At 72.9% G+C, this 16,349-nt stretch carries 14 protein-coding genes, 1 tRNA gene and 1 pseudogene; 8 read left to right on the plus strand and 8 right to left on the minus strand.

The genetic code is table 11. From position 1 onward, the window contains the following. Positions 1-33: 33 nt before the first annotated feature. Positions 34-1,197 (plus strand): annotated as a pseudogene (locus OGL89_RS08295) (glycoside hydrolase family 125 protein); the annotation flags it as partial. A 60-nt stretch (positions 1,198-1,257) separates the two neighbouring features. Next, positions 1,258-1,662 carry a Rid family hydrolase gene (locus OGL89_RS08300; RefSeq protein WP_263119517.1) on the plus strand — a complete coding sequence of 135 codons (405 nt, stop codon included), beginning with the start codon at positions 1,258-1,260 and terminating at the stop codon, positions 1,660-1,662. Positions 1,663-1,683: 21 nt separating this feature from the next. Here OGL89_RS08300 and OGL89_RS08305 read toward each other — a convergent pair whose 3' ends face one another. Then, a complete protein-coding gene (locus OGL89_RS08305) occupies positions 1,684-2,670 on the minus strand; it encodes a Gfo/Idh/MocA family oxidoreductase (protein ID WP_263119471.1) in 987 nt (328 codons plus the stop codon). 35 nt (positions 2,671-2,705) lie between these two features. On the opposite strand from OGL89_RS08305, the gene OGL89_RS08310 reads away from it, so the two are divergent. Together OGL89_RS08310 and gap are read left to right on the plus strand one after the other, a co-directional pair. Next, entirely contained in the window at positions 2,706-3,662 is a 957-nt protein-coding gene (locus tag OGL89_RS08310) for a helix-turn-helix domain-containing protein (RefSeq protein WP_263119472.1), read from the plus strand. A 102-nt stretch (positions 3,663-3,764) separates the two neighbouring features. Beyond that, positions 3,765-4,769: a type I glyceraldehyde-3-phosphate dehydrogenase gene (gene gap, locus OGL89_RS08315; RefSeq protein ID WP_263119473.1), complete on the plus strand. Its 1,005-nt coding sequence runs from the start codon at positions 3,765-3,767 to the stop codon at positions 4,767-4,769. A gap of 163 nt (positions 4,770-4,932) precedes the next feature. On the opposite strand, the gene OGL89_RS08320 is transcribed toward gap, so the two are convergent. Together OGL89_RS08320 and OGL89_RS08325 are read right to left on the minus strand one after the other, a co-directional pair. Further along, a tRNA-Met gene (locus tag OGL89_RS08320) sits at positions 4,933-5,006 on the minus strand. Positions 5,007-5,121: 115 nt separating this feature from the next. Beyond that, positions 5,122-8,061 (minus strand): UPF0182 family protein, encoded by a 2,940-nt coding sequence (locus OGL89_RS08325; RefSeq protein ID WP_263119474.1) that lies wholly within the window; start codon positions 8,059-8,061, stop codon positions 5,122-5,124. Positions 8,062-8,260: 199 nt separating this feature from the next. On the opposite strand from OGL89_RS08325, the gene OGL89_RS08330 reads away from it, so the two are divergent. Further along, positions 8,261-8,827 carry a PPA1309 family protein gene (locus OGL89_RS08330; protein WP_263119475.1) on the plus strand — a complete coding sequence of 189 codons (567 nt, stop codon included), beginning with the start codon at positions 8,261-8,263 and terminating at the stop codon, positions 8,825-8,827. Positions 8,828-8,840: 13 nt separating this feature from the next. Here OGL89_RS08330 and OGL89_RS08335 read toward each other — a convergent pair whose 3' ends face one another. Continuing rightward, entirely contained in the window at positions 8,841-9,884 is a 1,044-nt protein-coding gene (locus OGL89_RS08335) for a PDZ domain-containing protein (RefSeq protein WP_263119476.1), read from the minus strand. A gap of 216 nt (positions 9,885-10,100) precedes the next feature. Between OGL89_RS08335 and OGL89_RS08340 the strand changes: the two genes are divergently transcribed. After that, positions 10,101-11,489: a zinc-dependent metalloprotease gene (locus OGL89_RS08340; protein WP_263119477.1), complete on the plus strand. Its 1,389-nt coding sequence runs from the start codon at positions 10,101-10,103 to the stop codon at positions 11,487-11,489. A 3-nt stretch (positions 11,490-11,492) separates the two neighbouring features. Here OGL89_RS08340 and OGL89_RS08345 read toward each other — a convergent pair whose 3' ends face one another. After that, entirely contained in the window at positions 11,493-12,017 is a 525-nt protein-coding gene (locus OGL89_RS08345) for a YgjP-like metallopeptidase domain-containing protein (protein WP_263119518.1), read from the minus strand. A 219-nt stretch (positions 12,018-12,236) separates the two neighbouring features. On the opposite strand from OGL89_RS08345, the gene OGL89_RS08350 reads away from it, so the two are divergent. Both OGL89_RS08350 and OGL89_RS08355 read left to right on the plus strand, forming a co-directional pair. After that, positions 12,237-12,395, plus strand: a complete 159-nt coding sequence (locus OGL89_RS08350; RefSeq protein WP_263119478.1) for a DUF5679 domain-containing protein — start codon at positions 12,237-12,239, stop codon at positions 12,393-12,395. A 69-nt stretch (positions 12,396-12,464) separates the two neighbouring features. Then, positions 12,465-13,457, plus strand: coding sequence for a ThiF family adenylyltransferase (locus OGL89_RS08355; RefSeq protein ID WP_263119479.1), 993 nt, complete (start codon positions 12,465-12,467; stop codon positions 13,455-13,457). Positions 13,458-13,466: 9 nt separating this feature from the next. On the opposite strand, the gene OGL89_RS08360 is transcribed toward OGL89_RS08355, so the two are convergent. The 3 genes from OGL89_RS08360 to OGL89_RS08370 form a co-directional block, all read right to left on the minus strand. Further along, on the minus strand, positions 13,467-13,805 hold the full coding sequence (locus OGL89_RS08360; protein ID WP_346770691.1) for a WhiB family transcriptional regulator: 339 nt from the start codon (positions 13,803-13,805) through the stop codon (positions 13,467-13,469). A 137-nt stretch (positions 13,806-13,942) separates the two neighbouring features. After that, the gene (locus OGL89_RS08365; protein WP_263119480.1) at positions 13,943-14,146 is read right to left on the minus strand and encodes a hypothetical protein; all 204 of its coding nucleotides are present in this window, start codon (positions 14,144-14,146) and stop codon (positions 13,943-13,945) included. A 106-nt stretch (positions 14,147-14,252) separates the two neighbouring features. Beyond that, on the minus strand, positions 14,253-16,268 hold the full coding sequence (locus tag OGL89_RS08370; protein ID WP_263119481.1) for an ATP-dependent DNA helicase UvrD2: 2,016 nt from the start codon (positions 16,266-16,268) through the stop codon (positions 14,253-14,255). Between the last annotated feature and the right edge of the window lie 81 nt (positions 16,269-16,349).

The following is a 16,349-nucleotide window of genomic DNA, read 5'->3' on the forward strand; positions in this document are numbered from 1 at the left end:
ACCGCCCGGGTCCGCGCCGTCTCCGGCCCCCGGATCGCGGACCTGGTGCTCGCCGCCCTCCGCCGCACCCTCACCGACACCCTGACGACGGCCGACGACGGCACCGCCTTCGTGATCACCGGCGACATCCCGGCGATGTGGCTGCGCGACTCCACCACCCAGCTCACCCCGTACCTGCGGTTCGTCGCCGACTGCCCGCCGCTCGCCGACCTGGTCGCCGCCGTGGTGCGGCGCCAGATGGCCTGCCTCGACCACGACCCCTACGCCAACGCGTTCAACGACGGCCCGACCGGCGCGCACTACGACCCCGACGACGTCTGCGACGACCCGCACGTCTGGGAGCAGAAGTACGAGGTCGACTCCCTCGCCTACCCGGTCACCCTCGCGCACCGGCTCTGGCGGGAGACCGGCCGCACCGACCACCTGGACCACCGCACCCACCGCGTGCTGGCCACCGTCGTCCACCAGCTCCGGGTCGAGCAGCACCACGACGACTCGGCCTACCGGTTCGCCCGCGCGGGCGCCAAGCCCACCGAGACCCTGGCCCGGGACGGCCGCGGCACGCCGGTCGCCGTCACCGGCATGACCTGGTCCGGCTTCCGCCCCTCGGACGACGCCTGCACCTACGGCTACAACGTCCCGGCCAACCTGTTCGCCGCGCAGGCCCTGCTCGCCGTCGCCGACCTCGCCCGGGACGTCTACGCCGACACCGACCTGGCCGCCGACGCCCGTGCCCTGTCCCGGGAACTGGTCGACGCCGTGCACGCCCACGGCACCGTGCCGAGCACCGACGGCGGACACCCGATCTACGCCTACGAGGTCGACGGCCTCGGCCACGCCCTGTGCATGGACGACGCCAACACCCCGTCCCTGCTCTCCCTGCCGCTGATCGCCCCGGACGTCGTCGACCACGACATCTGGCGCACCACCCGCCGGTTCGTGCTCAGCCCCGCCAACCCCTACTACTTCTCCGGCAGCCACGCCGCCGGGATCGGCAGCCCGCACACCCGTCCCGGCCGGATCTGGCCGATCGCGCTCGCCGTTGAGGGTCTCACCGCCACCCCCGCCGACCGCGTGCGCCTGCTGCGACTGATCGCCGACACCGATGGCGGCACCGGCCGGGTGCATGAGAGCTTCGACCCGTCCGACCCGACCGTGTTCTCCCGCCCCTGGTTCTCCTGGGCGGACTCGATGTTCTGCGAACTCGCCCTCACCGTCGCCGACGACGCCCGACCGCACCACACTGGAGAGACCCCGATGAGCACCAAGACCGCCGTGTCCACCCCGCACGCCCCGGCCCCCGCGCACACCTTCCACCAGGGCGTCCGCACCGGCCCGTTCGTCCAGGTCTCCGGCCAGGGTCCGGTCGACCCCACCACCGGCGAGTACCTCCACCCCGGCGACGTCGCCGCGCAGACCACCCGCACCCTGGAGAACGTCCGCGCCATCGTCGAGGCCTCCGGCGCCAGCTTCGACGACGTGGTGATGCTCCGTGTCTACCTGACCACCCGGGACGACTTCGCCGCGATGAACGACGCCTACGGTGCCTTCGTCCAGGAGCACTGCCCGAGCGGGGTGCTGCCGAGCCGGACCACCGTGATGGTGGAGCTGCCGCGCGAGGAGATGCTGGTGGAGATCGACGCGTTCGCGATCACCGGCTGACCCCGGTCCGGCGGGATCCGGTCAGCCGTCCGCCGGGAACCGGATCCCCGCCGCCAGCCGCGCCGCGGTCTGCACCCGGCTGACCGCCAGGCTGTCCGCCAGCCACGCCGCTCCGGTCAGCCGGTCGTCGTCGGCGATCACCGAGCCGAACGCCCGGAACTCGATCGCCAACCGGTCCGCCGCGCCCCCGTCGTCGAAGGTCTCGACGGTGCCGTCGTTCAGCTCCAGCCGGACCTCGCCCACCAGGTTCGGCGACAGCGCGGTGGTGATCCGTCCGGCCGTGCCCTGGATCAGCCCGCCCTGCGGACCCGCGGAGTCCTTGGCCGCCGTGCAGGTGGCCACGAACGTCGGGTAGCGCAGCACCAGCACCCCGCTGGTGTCGATCCCGCGCTCGACGTTCGGCGTGTAGACCGCCGACTCCGGCTCGCCGAACAGCCCGAGCACGAAGTGCAGGTTGTACAGCCCCAGGTCCATCAGCGCGCCCCCGGACTGCGCCGGGTCGAAGGCGGGTAGCACCTCCCCGGAGCGGAAGGCGTCGTACCGCCGGGAGTACTGGCTGTACTGGCTCTGCACCAGCTTCACGTCCCCGACCCGCGGCAGCCACTCCCGGACCTTGCCGTAGGTGCCCAGGTGCACGGTGGTGATCGCCTCGAACAGGAACAGTCCCCGCTCGGCCGCGAGCGCCGCCAGCTCCTCCGCCTCCGCGACGGTGCTGGTCATCGGCTTCTCCACGATGACGTGCAGCCCACGCTCCAGCGCATCGCGGGCGTAGACCACGTGCGCGACGTTCGGCACCGCGACGTAGACGGTGTCGATCCCGGAGCCGAACAACTCGTCGACGCTGTCGGTGACCAGGCCGACCCCGGTCCGGGCGGCCAGCTCGCGGGCGTTCTCCAACGACCGCGGCCGGGCCAGCAGGCCGACGACCTCCAGCCCCTCGATCCGCGGAGCGGCGTGCTCCAGGAACTCCGCCACCATGGCGCCCGCACCGACGATCCCGAGTCTCATGGGGGCAGTATCCCCCGGCGTCCTACCCTGGCCGGGTGGCCGACACCCGACTGAGACGCGTCGCCGTCCTCGTCCTGGAGGGCGCCAAGCCGATGGACGTCGGCATCCCGGCCCAGGTGTTCACCCGGCGCCCGAGCATGCCCTACGAGGTCCGGGTCTGCGGCCCCGCCCCCGGGCTGGTGCGCGGCGGCGACGGCCTGTCGTACCACGTCGCCCATGGCCTGGACGCGCTGGAGTGGGCGGACATCGTCTTCGTCCCCGGCTACCGCACCCCGGACCGCGAGGACCCGCCACCCGCCGTCGTCGCCGCCCTGGTCGCGGCGCACCACCGCGGCGCGGACCTGGCCGCGATCTCCACCGGAGCCTTCGCCCTGGCCGCCACCGGCCTGCTCGACGGCCTCCGCGCCACCACGCACTGGCACTACACCCGGGTGTTCGCCGCGCGGCACCCCCGGATCACCGTGGACGAGAACGTCCTGTTCGTCGACGAGGGCCGGCTCCTGACCTCAGCGGGCGCCGCCTCCGGGCTCGACCTGTGCCTGCACATCATCCGCCGGGACCTCGGCATCGCCCCGGCCAACCACGCCGCCCGCCGCCTGGTCGCCGCCCCGTACCGCAGCGGCGGCCAGGCCCAGTACGTCCCCCGCCAGATCCCCGAGCAGCTCGGCGAGCGCTTCGCCGCCACCCGGGAGTGGGCCATGCATCACCTGGACGACCCGCTGACCCTGGACGCCCTGGCCCGGCACGCCGCGGTCTCGCCCCGGACGTTCTCCCGGCGATTCGTCGAGGACTCCGGCTACACCCCGATGGAATGGGTGCTGCGCGCCCGGATCGACGTCGCCCGCGAACTCCTCGAACGCTCCGAACGGTCGGTCGAGCAGATCGCCGCCGACGTCGGGCTCGGCTCCGGCGCGAACCTGCGGCGGCACTTCCACCGCGTCCTGCGCACCACGCCGAGCGAGTACCGCCGCACGTTCTCCCGCGGCGAGTAGCTGGCCGGATCCTCACGGACCGTGGCGCTCCGGCCACTGTCGAGCCGGTTCGCGGCCGACGACTCTGGTGGAACATTCAACCGCCACCACCGGGAGACGACCATGACCCGCATCGCCATCAACGGTTTCGGACGCATCGGCCGCAACGTCCTGCGCGCCCTCCTCGAGCGCGACAGCGCGCTGGAGGTCGTCGCCGTCAACGACCTCACGGCCCCCGACGCCCTGGCCCGACTGCTCGCCTTCGACTCCACCGCCGGTCGCCTCGGCCGCGCGGTCGAGGTCGACGGCGACACCCTGGTCGTCGACGGGCGCCGCATCACGGTCCTGGCCGAGCGCGAACCGGCACAGCTGCCGTGGGCGGCCCTCGACATCGACATCGTCCTGGAGTCCACCGGACGGTTCGCCGGCGCTGCGGCCGCCCGCGCCCACCTGGACGCCGGGGCCCGCACCGTCCTGGTCGGCGCGCCCTCCGACGGCGCGGACGTCACCCTCGCCTACGGCGTCAACACCGACGCCTACGACCCCGCCGTGCACACCCTGATCTCCAACGCCTCGTGCACGACCAACGCCCTGGCCCCGCTCGCCCAGGTGCTCGACCAGCTGGCCGGGATCGAGCACGCCTTCATGACCACCGTCCACGCCTACACCCAGGAGCAGAACCTCCAGGACGGCCCGCACCGCGACCCGCGCCGCGCCCGCGCCGCCGCTCTCAACATCGCCCCGACCACCACCGGCGCCGCCAAGGCCATCGGCCTGGTCCTCCCCCAGCTCGACGGCCGCCTGTCCGGCGACTCCATCCGCGTCCCGGTCCCGGTCGGCTCCCTGGTCGAGCTCAACGCCACCGTCACCCGCGACGTCACCCGCGACGACGTGCTCGCCGCCTACCGCGCCGCCGCCGACGGGCCGCTCGCCGGGGTGCTGGAGTACTCGGAGGACTTCCTGGTCTCCTCGGACATCACCGGGAACCCCGCGTCGTCGGTGTTCGACTCGCTGCTGACCCGGGTTGACGGCCGGCACGTGAAGGTCGTGGCCTGGTACGACAACGAGTGGGGATTCTCGAACCGGGTGGTGGACACGCTGGAGCTGATCGGGCGGTCGCAGGGCTGAACGGCGCGACCACTCGTCCGCCGATGACGACGCCCGCTCTGCTCGGTCTGCGGCGCAGCGCAGGTGACCACGTGCAGCCGCGTGGAGCTCACGGGCGCGGCGAACGGCAAAGGCCCGGACCACCTGGTCCGGGCCTTCGTCACCGATCTGCATCGGCACTGTGTAGCGGGGGCAGGATTTGAACCTGCGACCTCTGGGTTATGAGCCCAGCGAGCTACCGAGCTGCTCCACCCCGCGTCGGTGAATAGAACACTACGCGAGTCCGACCGAACGGCCAAATCCGCACGGCGTGCGCTGGCTCACACACGACGACGCCCGGCCCTCACAGGGACCGGGCGTCGTCGGTGCTGGGTCAGCCCCCGGAGGACTCGGTGTCCGCCGCGATCGCGTCCTCCAGCGCCTGCTGCAGCCGCTCCTGCGCGTCGCCGTAGGCAGCGAAGTCGCCGTTGGCCAGCGCCTCCTGCCCCTCGGTGAGCGCCTGCTCGGCCCGGTTCAGCGCGTCGGTGCGACGGGTGGTCGCGTCGCCGCTCGGGGTGCTGGTGGCGTCCGGGTCCGGGGTCGCCGTGGCGTCCGGGTCGGGAGTCTCGCCGGCCGACCCGTCGCCGGTGTCGTCGCCGGCATCGGGTTCGACGATCTCGTTCCCGGCGTCGCCGGCCTCGGTCCCGGAGTCGCCGCCGAACACCTGGTCCAGCGCCTCGTCCAGGGTGCTGGCGAAGCCGATCTCGTCACCGAAGGCGACCAGGACGCGCTGCAGCAGCGGGACCTGGGTGCCGCTGGACGCCTGGACGTACACCGGCTGGACGTAGAGCAGCCCGCCGCCGACCGGGAGGGTGAGCAGGTTGCCGCGGATCACCGAGGACCCGCCGCGTTCCAGGATGTTCAGCTCGTTGGAGACCGCGGGGGTCGAGCTGAAGTTGTTGTTCATCTGGTTCGGGCCGGGGATCGTCGAGTCGCGTGGCAGCTCGAGCAAGCGGATCTGGCCGTAGGTGTCGGCGGGATTGCCCGCCTCCGATCCTGCCTCGGCGTCGACCGCCACGTACCCGGTGAGCACGTCCCGGGCGCTTCCGCCGGACGGGATGTAGGTGCTCATCAGGGAGAAGCTGGCCGCGTCCTGACCGGGCATCTGCAGGGTCAGGTAGTACGGCGGCTGGGCGACGCCCGCGGACTCCCCGGCGGTCGGGTCGTTCGGGGTGCGCCAGAAGTCCGACCCGGTGAAGAAGGTGTTCGGGTCGGTCACGTGGTACTGCCCGAGCAGGGTGCGCTGCACCTTGAACAGGTCCTCCGGGTACCGGATGTGGCTCATCAGGTCGGAGCTGATCTCGGAGGCCGGGGTCAGGGTGTTGTCGAAGACCTTGGCCCAGGTCTGCAGGACCGGGTCCTCGGTGTCCCAGGCGTACAGCGTGACGGTGCCGTCGTAGGCGTCCACGGTGGCCTTGACCGAGTTCCGGATGTAGTTGACCGTGCGCGGCTCCAGGGCCTGCACCGTGCTGGAGTTCTCGGTCAGGGCGTCGGTGGTGGCGTCCTCCAGGGACTGCCGCGCGGCGTAGGGGTACTGGTCGGAGGTGGTGTACCCGTCGACCATCCACACCACCCGGCCGTCGACGACCGCGGGGTACACCCGGCCGTCGAGGGTCAGGTACGGGGCGACCTTCTGCACCCGCTCGACCGGGTCCCGGTCGTAGAGGATCTGGGACTCGCTGGTCACCCGGTCGGAGAACAGGATCTGCTCGGAGCCGAACTTGATCGAGTAGAGCAGCTTGGTCCAGAGGTTGGTGATCTCCGGGCCGGCCGAGACCTCGTCGGTGGGGAACGTCGTGCTGACCGCGCCGTTGGCCGCCTCGTCGCTCGGGTAGTCGAACTCCCAGCTGTCCGTGCCCTCGGGGGCGCCGACGATGGAGTAGTCCGGCGAGTTCTGGCCGAAGTAGATCCGCGGCTCGTACTCGCCCAGCTCACCGCTGGACGGGATACCGGACTCCCAGAAGTCGGGGGCGCCGGTGGAGGTGGTGGTGTTGCCGTAGGCGGCGACCACGCCGTAACCGTGGGTGTAGATCGTCGCGTCGGAGTTCCAGTTCCGCCGGTTGGCGTCCAGACCGTCCAGGTCGATCTCGCGGACCGCGATCACGGTGTCCCGGCTCTCGCCCTCGATCTCGTACCGGTCGACCGACAGGGTGTCGGCGAAGGAGTAGAAGCCGCGGATCTGCTCCAGCTGCCGGAACGACGGCGAGACCTCCTGCGGGTCGAGCAGGCGGATCGATGCGGTGGTGTCGGCGTCCTCGCGGAGCGCGCCCGGGGTGGCGTCGGTCTCGGCGTTGTAGGACTGGACGTCCACGTCCTCCAGGTTGTACGCGGCCAGGGTGGCGTCGATGTTGCGCTGGATGAACGGCGCCTCGGACTCCTGCTGGTTCGGGTTCACCTGGAACCGCTGCACGACGGCCGGGTAGATCCCGCCGATCGCGACCGCGCCGACCACCATCACGCCGATGCCGAGGGCGGGGACCCGCCAGCTGCCGCGGATCGCGGTGAAGACGAACATCAGCGCGACGAGCACCGCGATCGCGGCCAGGATCTGCTTGGACGGGATGACCGCGTTGACGTCGGTGTAGGACGCCCCCTCGAACCGGTCGCCCTGGCTGGTGAGCACCGAGTACTGGTCCAGCCAGTAGTTCCCTGCGATGACCAGCATGAGCACGGCGCCGGTGATCGACAGCTGCACCCGGGCGGCCTTGGTGGTGCGCGGAGTGCCGTCGGACGGGCCGATCCGCAGGCCCCCGTACAGGTACTGGGTGACCAGACCGGCGATCCCGGCCAGCACGACGGTCGCCATGATGAACGAGACCACGAACCGGATGCCGGGCAGCTGGAACAGGTAGAAGCCCAGGTCGATGCCGTACTGCGGGTCATCGGTGCCGACCGGGGTGGCGTTCAGCCAGAGCTGGACGGTGCTCCACTGCTGGGAGGCGGCCACACCGGCGAACAGGCCGAGCACCGCCGGGCCGACGATCACGACGACCTTGCGCAGCGGCTCGATGGCCTCCCGGTAGGAGTCCAGGCTGACCTGCTCGCGGTTGGACGGCGCGTAGATCGGCCGACTGCGGTACGCGACCGTGACCGAGATGAAGACGGCCGCGGCCATCACCAGGAAACCGGCGGCGAACAGCGCCGTCCGGGTCCCCCACTCGGTCCACAGCACGGTCGCGAAGCCGAGCTGGTCGAACCACATCACCTCGGTCCAGAACTGGGCCATGAGCACCACGGCGAACACGATCACCAGCAGCACCAGCGCGGTGATCACCAGCGGGTTGCGGCGGCGGCGCGCGCCACCTCCGGCTGGCCGTGGGGGACGTGGCCCCTGCGGTCGAGAAGCGGACGGGTTGGCGAAGGCCACGGTGGTTCCTCGTCGTCGGCGAACGGGTCAGGCGCATCACGCCCTGTGCGGGTCAACGTGCCAGGTGATCCACAGGTTCCCACAGGTCCCGTCCAGCGGTGCGAGGATGCTGCCCGTGACTGAGACGACCGCTGCGACCGACCCCACCGCCACCCCGCTCGCCCAGGCGGTGGTGGAGATCGAACGCCATGTGGCGACCGGCGGCTGGGACGGCCCGGTCCGGGTCTTCGCCCTGGTCCGCACCGCGAGCGCCCTGGACGCCGAGCCCGCGCTCGCCCAGCAGCTGCCGCCGGAGGTGCTGGCCGCCGCGGCCGCCGAGCCGGGGCACCTGACCTCGGTGGAGCAGGAGGGGCTGCCCGCCTCGGACGACCTGGAGGGCCTGCTCGGTGCGATCGCCTGGCCGTCCACCGTCGACGGTGCCGCGGTCACCGTCGAGCGGGTCGTGCTCCCGCCGGAGGCCGAGGACTCGCTGCCCGAGGACCCGCAGCAGGCGTTGGACGCGCTGATGGCCCACCCGGACCGCCAGGACGTGCGCCTGGCGGTGGGCGTGCTGCGGGACGGGTCGGCCTGGTGCGCGATCCGGCAGCGGTCGATGGACGCGGATCAGGCCGTGGGCCAGGGACCGGACGCGGTGCCCGGTCTGATCGAGGCGTTGCGGGCGACGCTGGCCTGAGCCCGGGGCGGCCTCAGCCGCAGGTCGGCAGGTCCGCGGTGTCCCCGGAGCCGATCGCCTCGACCGCCTCACGGGCGCCGTGCAGGCTGTCGATCTTCACCACGCTCAGCCCGTCGGGGATGTTCCCGACCACCTCGTCGCAGTTGTCAGCGGGGGCCAGGAACCAGCTCGCGCCGTCCCGCACCGAGCCGGCCATCTTCTGCCGGATCCCGCCGATCGGGCCGACGTCCCCGTTCAGGTCCATCGTGCCGGTCCCGGCGATGTGCACACCGTTCGCCTCGTCCTCCGGGGTGAGCCGGTCGATGATCCCGAGCGCGAACATGGTGCCCGCGCTGGAGCCGCCGATGTCCTCGATCCTGATCGACACGTCCACCGGCAGGTCGAAGGCCGGGTCGATGTAGACACCGAGCTGGCTGCCGCCGCCGTCCTTGGCGGTGGTGGTCACCGGCACGTCGACCGGCTGACCGTCCCGCTCCAGTCCCAGGGTGAGGGTGGTGCCCGCGTCCGTGTCGTCCAGCAGGTCGATCAGCTGCGCGTAGGACGTCATCGCGACGCCGTCGACAGACACCAGCACGTCGTCCTCCCGCACGGCGTCCTCCGCCGGGCCGCCCTCGACCGTGCCCGCGATGGTCATGGTCGTCGGCACCTCGTACCCGAGCTCCTCCAGCGCGGCGACGGTGGCGTTCTCCTGCGAGGTCGTCATCTGCGCCTGGTTCTGCTCGGCGATCTGCTCCTGGGTGGCGCCCTGCGGGTACACGTACTCGACCGGCAGCACCTGGCTGGACCCGCTGAGCCAGCCCGCGACCACGCCGACCAGCGTCGCCGGGTAGCCCGGGCCACCGGTGCTGGACACCGTGGTCAGCCGGAGCTCGCCGGTGGAGTCGTAGGTCTCGGCGCCGGAGATGCTGATCAGCGGCTCGCCGTCGTACTCGCCGAGGGTGTTCAGGGTGGGGCCGGGGCCGTTCACCACGTAGGGCACCGGCAGCAGCAGCATGCCGAGCAGCAGCGCCGCCGAGCCGAGCATCCCGAAGGTGAGCAGGGCGGCACGTCGGGTCACCGGCGGACTGACGGGTTCCTCCGGGCCGAAGACGTCTGCGGGCCGGGGCTGTTGCGGGTCGGACACCGGACGATCATGCCGCACCCGGCTGGGACTTCCCTGCGCAGCCCGCACGCGGCCCGCACGCTGCGCCCTGAGCGAACCGGGGCCGTCCGCCCAGGGTCCGCACAGGGATCGGTCGTTACCGTGGTGCGACCACGAACACCGGGAGCTCCGATGGACGACGTCTCACCCACCTCCGGCCGGCCGGAGGGTTCCGCCTGGGAGCAGATGCTGCGGCAGATGTTCGGACCCGAGGCCGACGAGGCCCTGCGCCAGATGCGCGAGCAGGGTCTCGACCCGGCGCAGATGGTCGCGGCCTCCGGCCTGCCCGACGACCCCGCGGCCCTGCAGCAGATGATCGGCCAGGTGCAGCGGATGCTCGCGTCCAGCGGTGACGGCCCGGTGAACTGGGACGTCGCGCACGACGCCGCCCGGCAGATCGCGGTCACCGGCGGCGACCCGGTGCTCAGCCCGCAGCAGGCCCGCGAGGCCACCGAGGCGTTGTCCGTCGCGGAGCTCTGGCTCGACGCCGCCACCGATCTGCCCCCGGCGGGCGGCCCGGCCCAGGCGCTGTCCCGTTCGGAATGGGTGGAGCAGACCCTGCCGACCTGGCGCCTGCTGACCGAGCCGGTCGCGACGTCGATGTCCCAGGCCCTCGCCGAGACGCTGTCCAGCCAGCTGCCCGAGTCGATGGACCTGCCGCCCGCCTTCGCCGGGATGCAGGCCGACCCGGCGACGATGATGCGCCAGCTCGGGTCCCTGGTGTTCGGCATGCAGGTCGGACAGGCCGCGGGATCGCTGGCCCGGGAGGTGTTCGGACTGACCGACGTCGGTCTGCCGCTGGTGCACTCCCCCGCCACCGCGCTGGTGCCGGGCAACGTCGGGGACTTCGCCGAGGGGCTGGAGGTCCCGCTGGAGGAGGTCCGGCTGTTCCTGGCCGCCCGGGAGGCGGCGCACGCCCGGCTGTTCACCCACGTCGGCTGGCTGCGCGGACACCTGCTGTCGGCGGTGGACGCCTACGCCCGCGGGATCTCGATCGACCTGGAGAGCCTGGAGGAGTCGGTCCGCCAGATCGACCCGACCGACCCGCAGGCGCTGCAGGGCGCGCTGTCCTCCGGGGTGTTCGCTCCGCAGAACACCCCGGAGCAGCAGGCGGTGCTCGAGCGCCTGGAGACCGCGCTGGCGCTGGTCGAGGGCTGGGTGGACGAGGTGACCGCGGCCGCCACGCTCCCGCACCTGCCGCACACCATGCAGCTGCGGGAGATGATCCGTCGTCGTCGCGCCGCCGGCGGACCCGCGGAGCAGACCTTCGCCACCCTGGTCGGCCTCGAGCTGCGACCCCGCCGGTCGCGGGACGCCGCCGCGCTGTGGGCACTGATCGCCCGGGAGTCCGGGCCCGAGGGCCGGGACGCCGTCTGGGACCACCCGGATCTGCTGCCGACCGCCGAGGACCTGGACGACCCGTCGGGCTACCAGGGCCGGCGGCAGGCCGCCCAGGACGAGCACGCCGACCTGGACCGGGCGCTGGCCGAGATCCTGGGCGAGGAGGAGGACCAGGGCTGACGCCTAGTCGTCGCCCTCCTCGTCGGTGGACTGCGGCCGGCCGCCCTCGCGGTCCGCGTAGGACCAGCCGTCCAGGAACCCGCGCGCCCGTTCGGTGCGCGGGTAGGTCTCCAGCTCGGCCCAGAACTCCGGGCCGTGCCCGGCGTGCAGCAGGTGGTTCAGCTCGTGCAGCAGCACGTAGTCGGTGACCCAGGCGGGCATGCCGCGCAGCCGGTCGGAGATCCGGATGCTGCCGTCCCCCAGGCTGCACGATCCCCAGCGCTGGCCCTGGTTGGACGACCAGCGCACCGACGACGGGACGGCGCGGCCACCCAGGTAGCGGTCGGAGAGCTCGACGGCGCGCTGGGCCAGTCCGTCGTCGGAGGGCCGTCGGCGCTGTTCCTGCCGGGCCAGCCGCTCGACCATCCGGCCGACCCACTCCCGCTCCTGGGCGCGGGTGAACCGTGCCGGGATCGCGACCACGGTGCGGCCGTTCTCCCGGAACGCGGTCACCGTCCGGGACCGGCGCCGTGAGCGGCGCACCTCCACCGGGCCGGGCAGCAGCTCGGCGGCGTCCGGCGCGCTCGACGCCGCAGCGGCACCGGTGATCTCCGGCCCGCCGGTCCCCTCCCGGTGCTGGCGCACGGACAGCACCGTAGCGGGTGCGCAGGTCACGCCGTGGGAATTCGGCGCCCGAGGGGGTCGCCCCGGGGACGCCCGGACGTGAATACTGGGCCCCCTGCGTCCGCGATGGCCCGAGGAGATCCGATGTCCGACACCTATACCGGCGAGTTCTACTGCGTGAAGTGCAAGGAGAAGCGGGAGACCACCGGCGACGTCGTGATCTCGGACTCCGGCCGCCGGATGGCCAAGGGCGTCTGCCCGGAGTGCGGCACCAAGCTGAACCGGATCCTGGGCAAGGCCTGACTTTTCCCTCTGTGGACAACCGGTCCGGGCCCGCCCGGCCGTGCCACCGTGCTGCCAGGAGGTGGCGCGATGCGACTACGGCGCGGACTACGGGTGCTGCGCACCGGCGACGACGAGGTCCAGATCGGGACCGACCCGAGGTGGTCGGTCCGGCTGCACGGCCTGACCGCGACGCAGTGCCGCGCGGTGCTGCGGGGCACGGAACGCCCGTTGCGACCGGCGCTGCCGGAACCCGTCCTGATCGAGCTCGACCGGCTCGGTCTGCTGCGGGCGCCCGTGCTGCGCACCACCCCGATGCCGGACCGGCTGGTGCCGGACGTGCTGGCCACGGCCCTGGTCGGCGACGGTGACCTGCGCGAGGTGCGGGAACGACGTGCCGCCGCCACCGTCACGGTCGGCGGACTGGGCCGGACCGGGATCCTGATCGCGACCACGCTGGCCGGCGCCGGGGTCGGCACCGTGCTGCTGGACGACCGTCGCCGGGTGCTGGACGCCGACGTCGGCACCGGGTTGTCGCCCGCGGACGTCGGGCACCGTCGGCAGACCGCGGCCGCGCAGCTGCTGCGCACCGTCGCACCGGGGGTCCGGACCGGGTCGACCGACCGCTGGGGAAACGCGCCCACCGTGGTGGTCACGGTCTCCGCCGACGCGGCGGACCCGGAGCAGGGCCTGCGACTGATGTCCGCCGGACTGCCCTGGCTGCCGGTGGTGCTCCGGGAGGCGGATGCGCTGATCGGACCGCTGTCCGTGCCGGGCGGACCGAGCTGCCAGCGCTGCGTGGAGCTGGCCCGGGCGGACCGCGACCCCCAGTGGCCGCGGGTGCTGGGGCTGCTGTGCTCCGGCGATCGGGTCGCGGCGGAGCCGGTGGTGCTGGCGGCGGTGGCCGGGGGCCTGGCCGCCGCGGAGGTGCTCCGCGTGGTGGACGGCGGTCGGCCGATGACCGCGGGCCGTCAGTACGAGGTGCCGATGCCGTCGGTCGAGCCGAGGTTGCGGGTCTGGGCGGCGCACCCGGAGTGCGGATGCGCCGCCCTGCCGACGTCGGACGGGAAGGTCGCGGACTGAACCGGCATGTCAGGCCGCCGGGGTGGCGTCCTTGCGGGGCCGGCCACGGCCACGCTTGACCGCCACGACCTGTCCCGCGACGAAGACCTCTCCGCCCCAGACCCCCCAGGGCTCCTCCCGCTCCAGGGCGCCGGCCAGGCATCCCTGGATCAGGGGGCAGTCCCGGCACAGGGCCTTGGCCTGCTCGACCTCGGAGGTGCGCTCGGCGAACCAGAGCTCGGGGTCGTGGGAACGGCACGGGATGAGTCCCGCGACCAGGTCGTCGAAGTCGTCGGTGCCGGACGTGACGGGGGGCCAGGGACCGGAACCGCCGAGTCCGATCGTGTCGAGCAGCGAGGTGAGCCGCACGATGTCCTCCTGAGGTGATGCGAGTGCTGATGGGGCGGGCGGGTCCCGCCGCTTCCCACCTCGCCCCTGACATCAGGTCGGGACAAAGAGAAAGGCCACGGAATCCGGGGGACTCCGTGGCCTGCAGGGCTGGCGCTCTAGCTGAGCGTCCCTGGGTCGACGGAGCCGGGGGTGTGGGCGTCACCGCTGCCACGCAGGCGGCCGGTGTAGCCGAGGGTGGCGAAGCCGCCACGGGTGTTCATCCGCACTGCGGACACACCACTCCCCTGGACCCAACCGAAGGTGGACACCTGGATCGGCAATGCGATGGCATCGGAACCGATCATGTCGAGCGTCTTCACAGGGTCCACCTCCTCTCGTATCCGACCGGTCTGTCGATCCACAGCACGGCCTGTCTCATCGGGCAGGAGTCACAGTAGAGCGGCCCTCCCGAGGGGCACAACCGAATTAACCAGAAACTTCTCGATGGCTCGCGACCAGGTCCAGCAGCTCGGTGCCGTAGCGGTCGATCTTGGCCGGTCCGATGCCGTGGATCCGCGCCAGATCGGGCACCGAGGCCGGTCGCAGCTCGGCGATCGAGGCCAGCGTCGCGTCGCCCAGCACGGTGAAGTCCGGCTTGGAGGTCCGGCGGGCCAGCTCCTGGCGCCAGGACTTCAGCGCGGACAGCAGCGCCGGGTCGGGGGTGCCGGTGGTCCGGGGCACCGACTCGGTGTCGCGACGGCCGAACCTCCCGCGTCCGTCGCTCGGCCACAGCCCGTCCAGGAACCGGGACCGGCGGCGGTTGCCCCGGCCGCCCGGTGTGCGCGAGCGCGCGTAGGACAGCTCCAGGTGCTCCCGGGCCCGGGTGACGCCGACGTAGAGCAGGCGACGCTCCTCCGCGAGGTCTGCGGTGGTGTCCGCCGACGCCCACGGCACCAGCCCCTCACTCAGACCGGTCAGGAAGACCGCGTCCCACTCCAGGCCCTTCGCCGCGTGCAGCGAGGCCAGGGTGACGCCTTCCACCGTCGGCGCGTGCTGCACCGCGGCACGGTCGTCCAGGTCGGCCACCAGGTCGGCGACCGTGGCCCGGGTGCCCGCGCGCTCGGCGGACGCGGCCAGCTCGTCGGCGAGCGCGACCAGGGCGGACAACGAGTCCCAGCGCTCGCGCGAGGCGCCCCGTGCGGCGGGCGGCTCCTCCGACCAGCCCACCGCCCGCATCGCGTCCCGGGCGGCCTGCGGCATCGAGTCGTCGGGATCGGCGGCCACCGCGGCGCCGCGCAGCGTGGTGATGGCGTCCCGGACCTCGCGCCGGGCGAAGAACCGCTCGCCGCCGCGCAGCACGTAGCCGATCCCGACCGCGGCCAGTGCCTGCTCGTAGGCCTCGGACTGCGAGTTGATCCGGTACAGCACCGCGATCTGGCTGGGCCGGGTCCCCGCCGCGATCAGCCGGCCGATCCGGGTCGCGACCCCGGCGGCCTCGGCCTCGTCGTCGTCGTAGACCGCGAACCGCACCGGCCCGGCGGAGGGGCGCTGCGCGACCAGTTCCAGCGGCTCCCAGCCCGTGCCCCGGGGAGCGCGGCGCAGCACCTCGTTGGCCAGACCCACCACCTGGGGCGTGGAGCGGTAGTCCCGGACCAGCTTCACCACCTGGGCCTTCGGGTGGTCCGCGGTGAACCGGGTCAGGTAGTGCGGCGTCGCCCCCGCGAAGGAGTAGATGGTCTGCGCCGGGTCGCCCACCACGCAGAGCTCGTCCCGGCCACCGAGCCACTGGTCGAGCAGGAACTTCTGCAGCGGGGAGATGTCCTGGTACTCGTCGACCACGAACCGGCGGTACTGCGAGCGGACCTCCTCGGCGACGGCGCCGTTGTCCACCAGCATCCCGGCCAGCAGCCAGAGGATGTCCTCCATGTCCATCCCGCCGCGGGCGTCCTTGGCGTCCTCGTACGCGGTGATCAGCCGGGCGATCACCTGGTGGTCGTGCCCGGCGGGGGCCGGCCGGCCGGCGGCGGCCGCGGCGGTCTCGTAGTCCTCGGCCGTGATCCGGCTGACCTTGGCCCACTCGATCTCCGACGCCAGGTCGCGCACCGCGACCCGGTCCACGGACAGCCCGAGCCGGTGGGCGGCGTCCGCGACCACCGGGGCCTTCTGTGCCAGCAGCTCCGGCACCGGCCCGCCGACCACCCGCGGCCAGAAGTAGCGGAGCTGGCGCAGGGCGGCCGAGTGGAAGGTACGGGCCTGCACCCCGCCGACGCCCAGGTCGCGCAACCGGCTGCGCATCTCCCCCGCGGCCCGGGCGGTGAACGTCACCGCCAGCACGCTGGTCGGGGCGTAGACGCCGGTGCGCACGCCGTAGGCGATCCGGTGCGTGATCGCGCGGGTCTTGCCGGTGCCCGCGCCCGCGAGCACGCAGACCGGCCCGGTGAGGGCGCCGGCCACCGCGCGCTGGTCGGGATCGAGGGCGTCGAGCAGGTCGTCGGGGGACATCGCTGGCATCCTCGCACCTGTCGCCGACAGGTCGGGAATGCCCGGCACCGTGGGCGGTGTTCCCCGCGCAGGACCCCGAGG

It is taken from the genome of Cellulomonas sp. RIT-PI-Y (assembly GCF_025642745.1).
Classification (GTDB): domain Bacteria; phylum Actinomycetota; class Actinomycetes; order Actinomycetales; family Cellulomonadaceae; genus Cellulomonas.

What these genes read in the sequence shown, in the direction of transcription:
- OGL89_RS08300 (WP_263119517.1), top strand. Translation starts at nt 1,258, where the DNA reads ATGAGCACCAAGACCGCCGTGTCCACCCCGCACGCCCCGGCCCCCGCG.
- OGL89_RS08305 (WP_263119471.1), bottom strand. Translation starts at nt 2,670, where the DNA reads ATGAGACTCGGGATCGTCGGTGCGGGCGCCATGGTGGCGGAGTTCCTG.
- gap (WP_263119473.1), top strand. Translation starts at nt 3,765, where the DNA reads ATGACCCGCATCGCCATCAACGGTTTCGGACGCATCGGCCGCAACGTC.
- OGL89_RS08330 (WP_263119475.1), top strand. Translation starts at nt 8,261, where the DNA reads ATGCTGCCCGTGACTGAGACGACCGCTGCGACCGACCCCACCGCCACC.
- OGL89_RS08340 (WP_263119477.1), top strand. Translation starts at nt 10,101, where the DNA reads ATGGACGACGTCTCACCCACCTCCGGCCGGCCGGAGGGTTCCGCCTGG.
- OGL89_RS08350 (WP_263119478.1), top strand. Translation starts at nt 12,237, where the DNA reads ATGTCCGACACCTATACCGGCGAGTTCTACTGCGTGAAGTGCAAGGAG.
- OGL89_RS08355 (WP_263119479.1), top strand. Translation starts at nt 12,465, where the DNA reads ATGCGACTACGGCGCGGACTACGGGTGCTGCGCACCGGCGACGACGAG.
- OGL89_RS08370 (WP_263119481.1), bottom strand. Translation starts at nt 16,268, where the DNA reads ATGTCCCCCGACGACCTGCTCGACGCCCTCGATCCCGACCAGCGCGCG.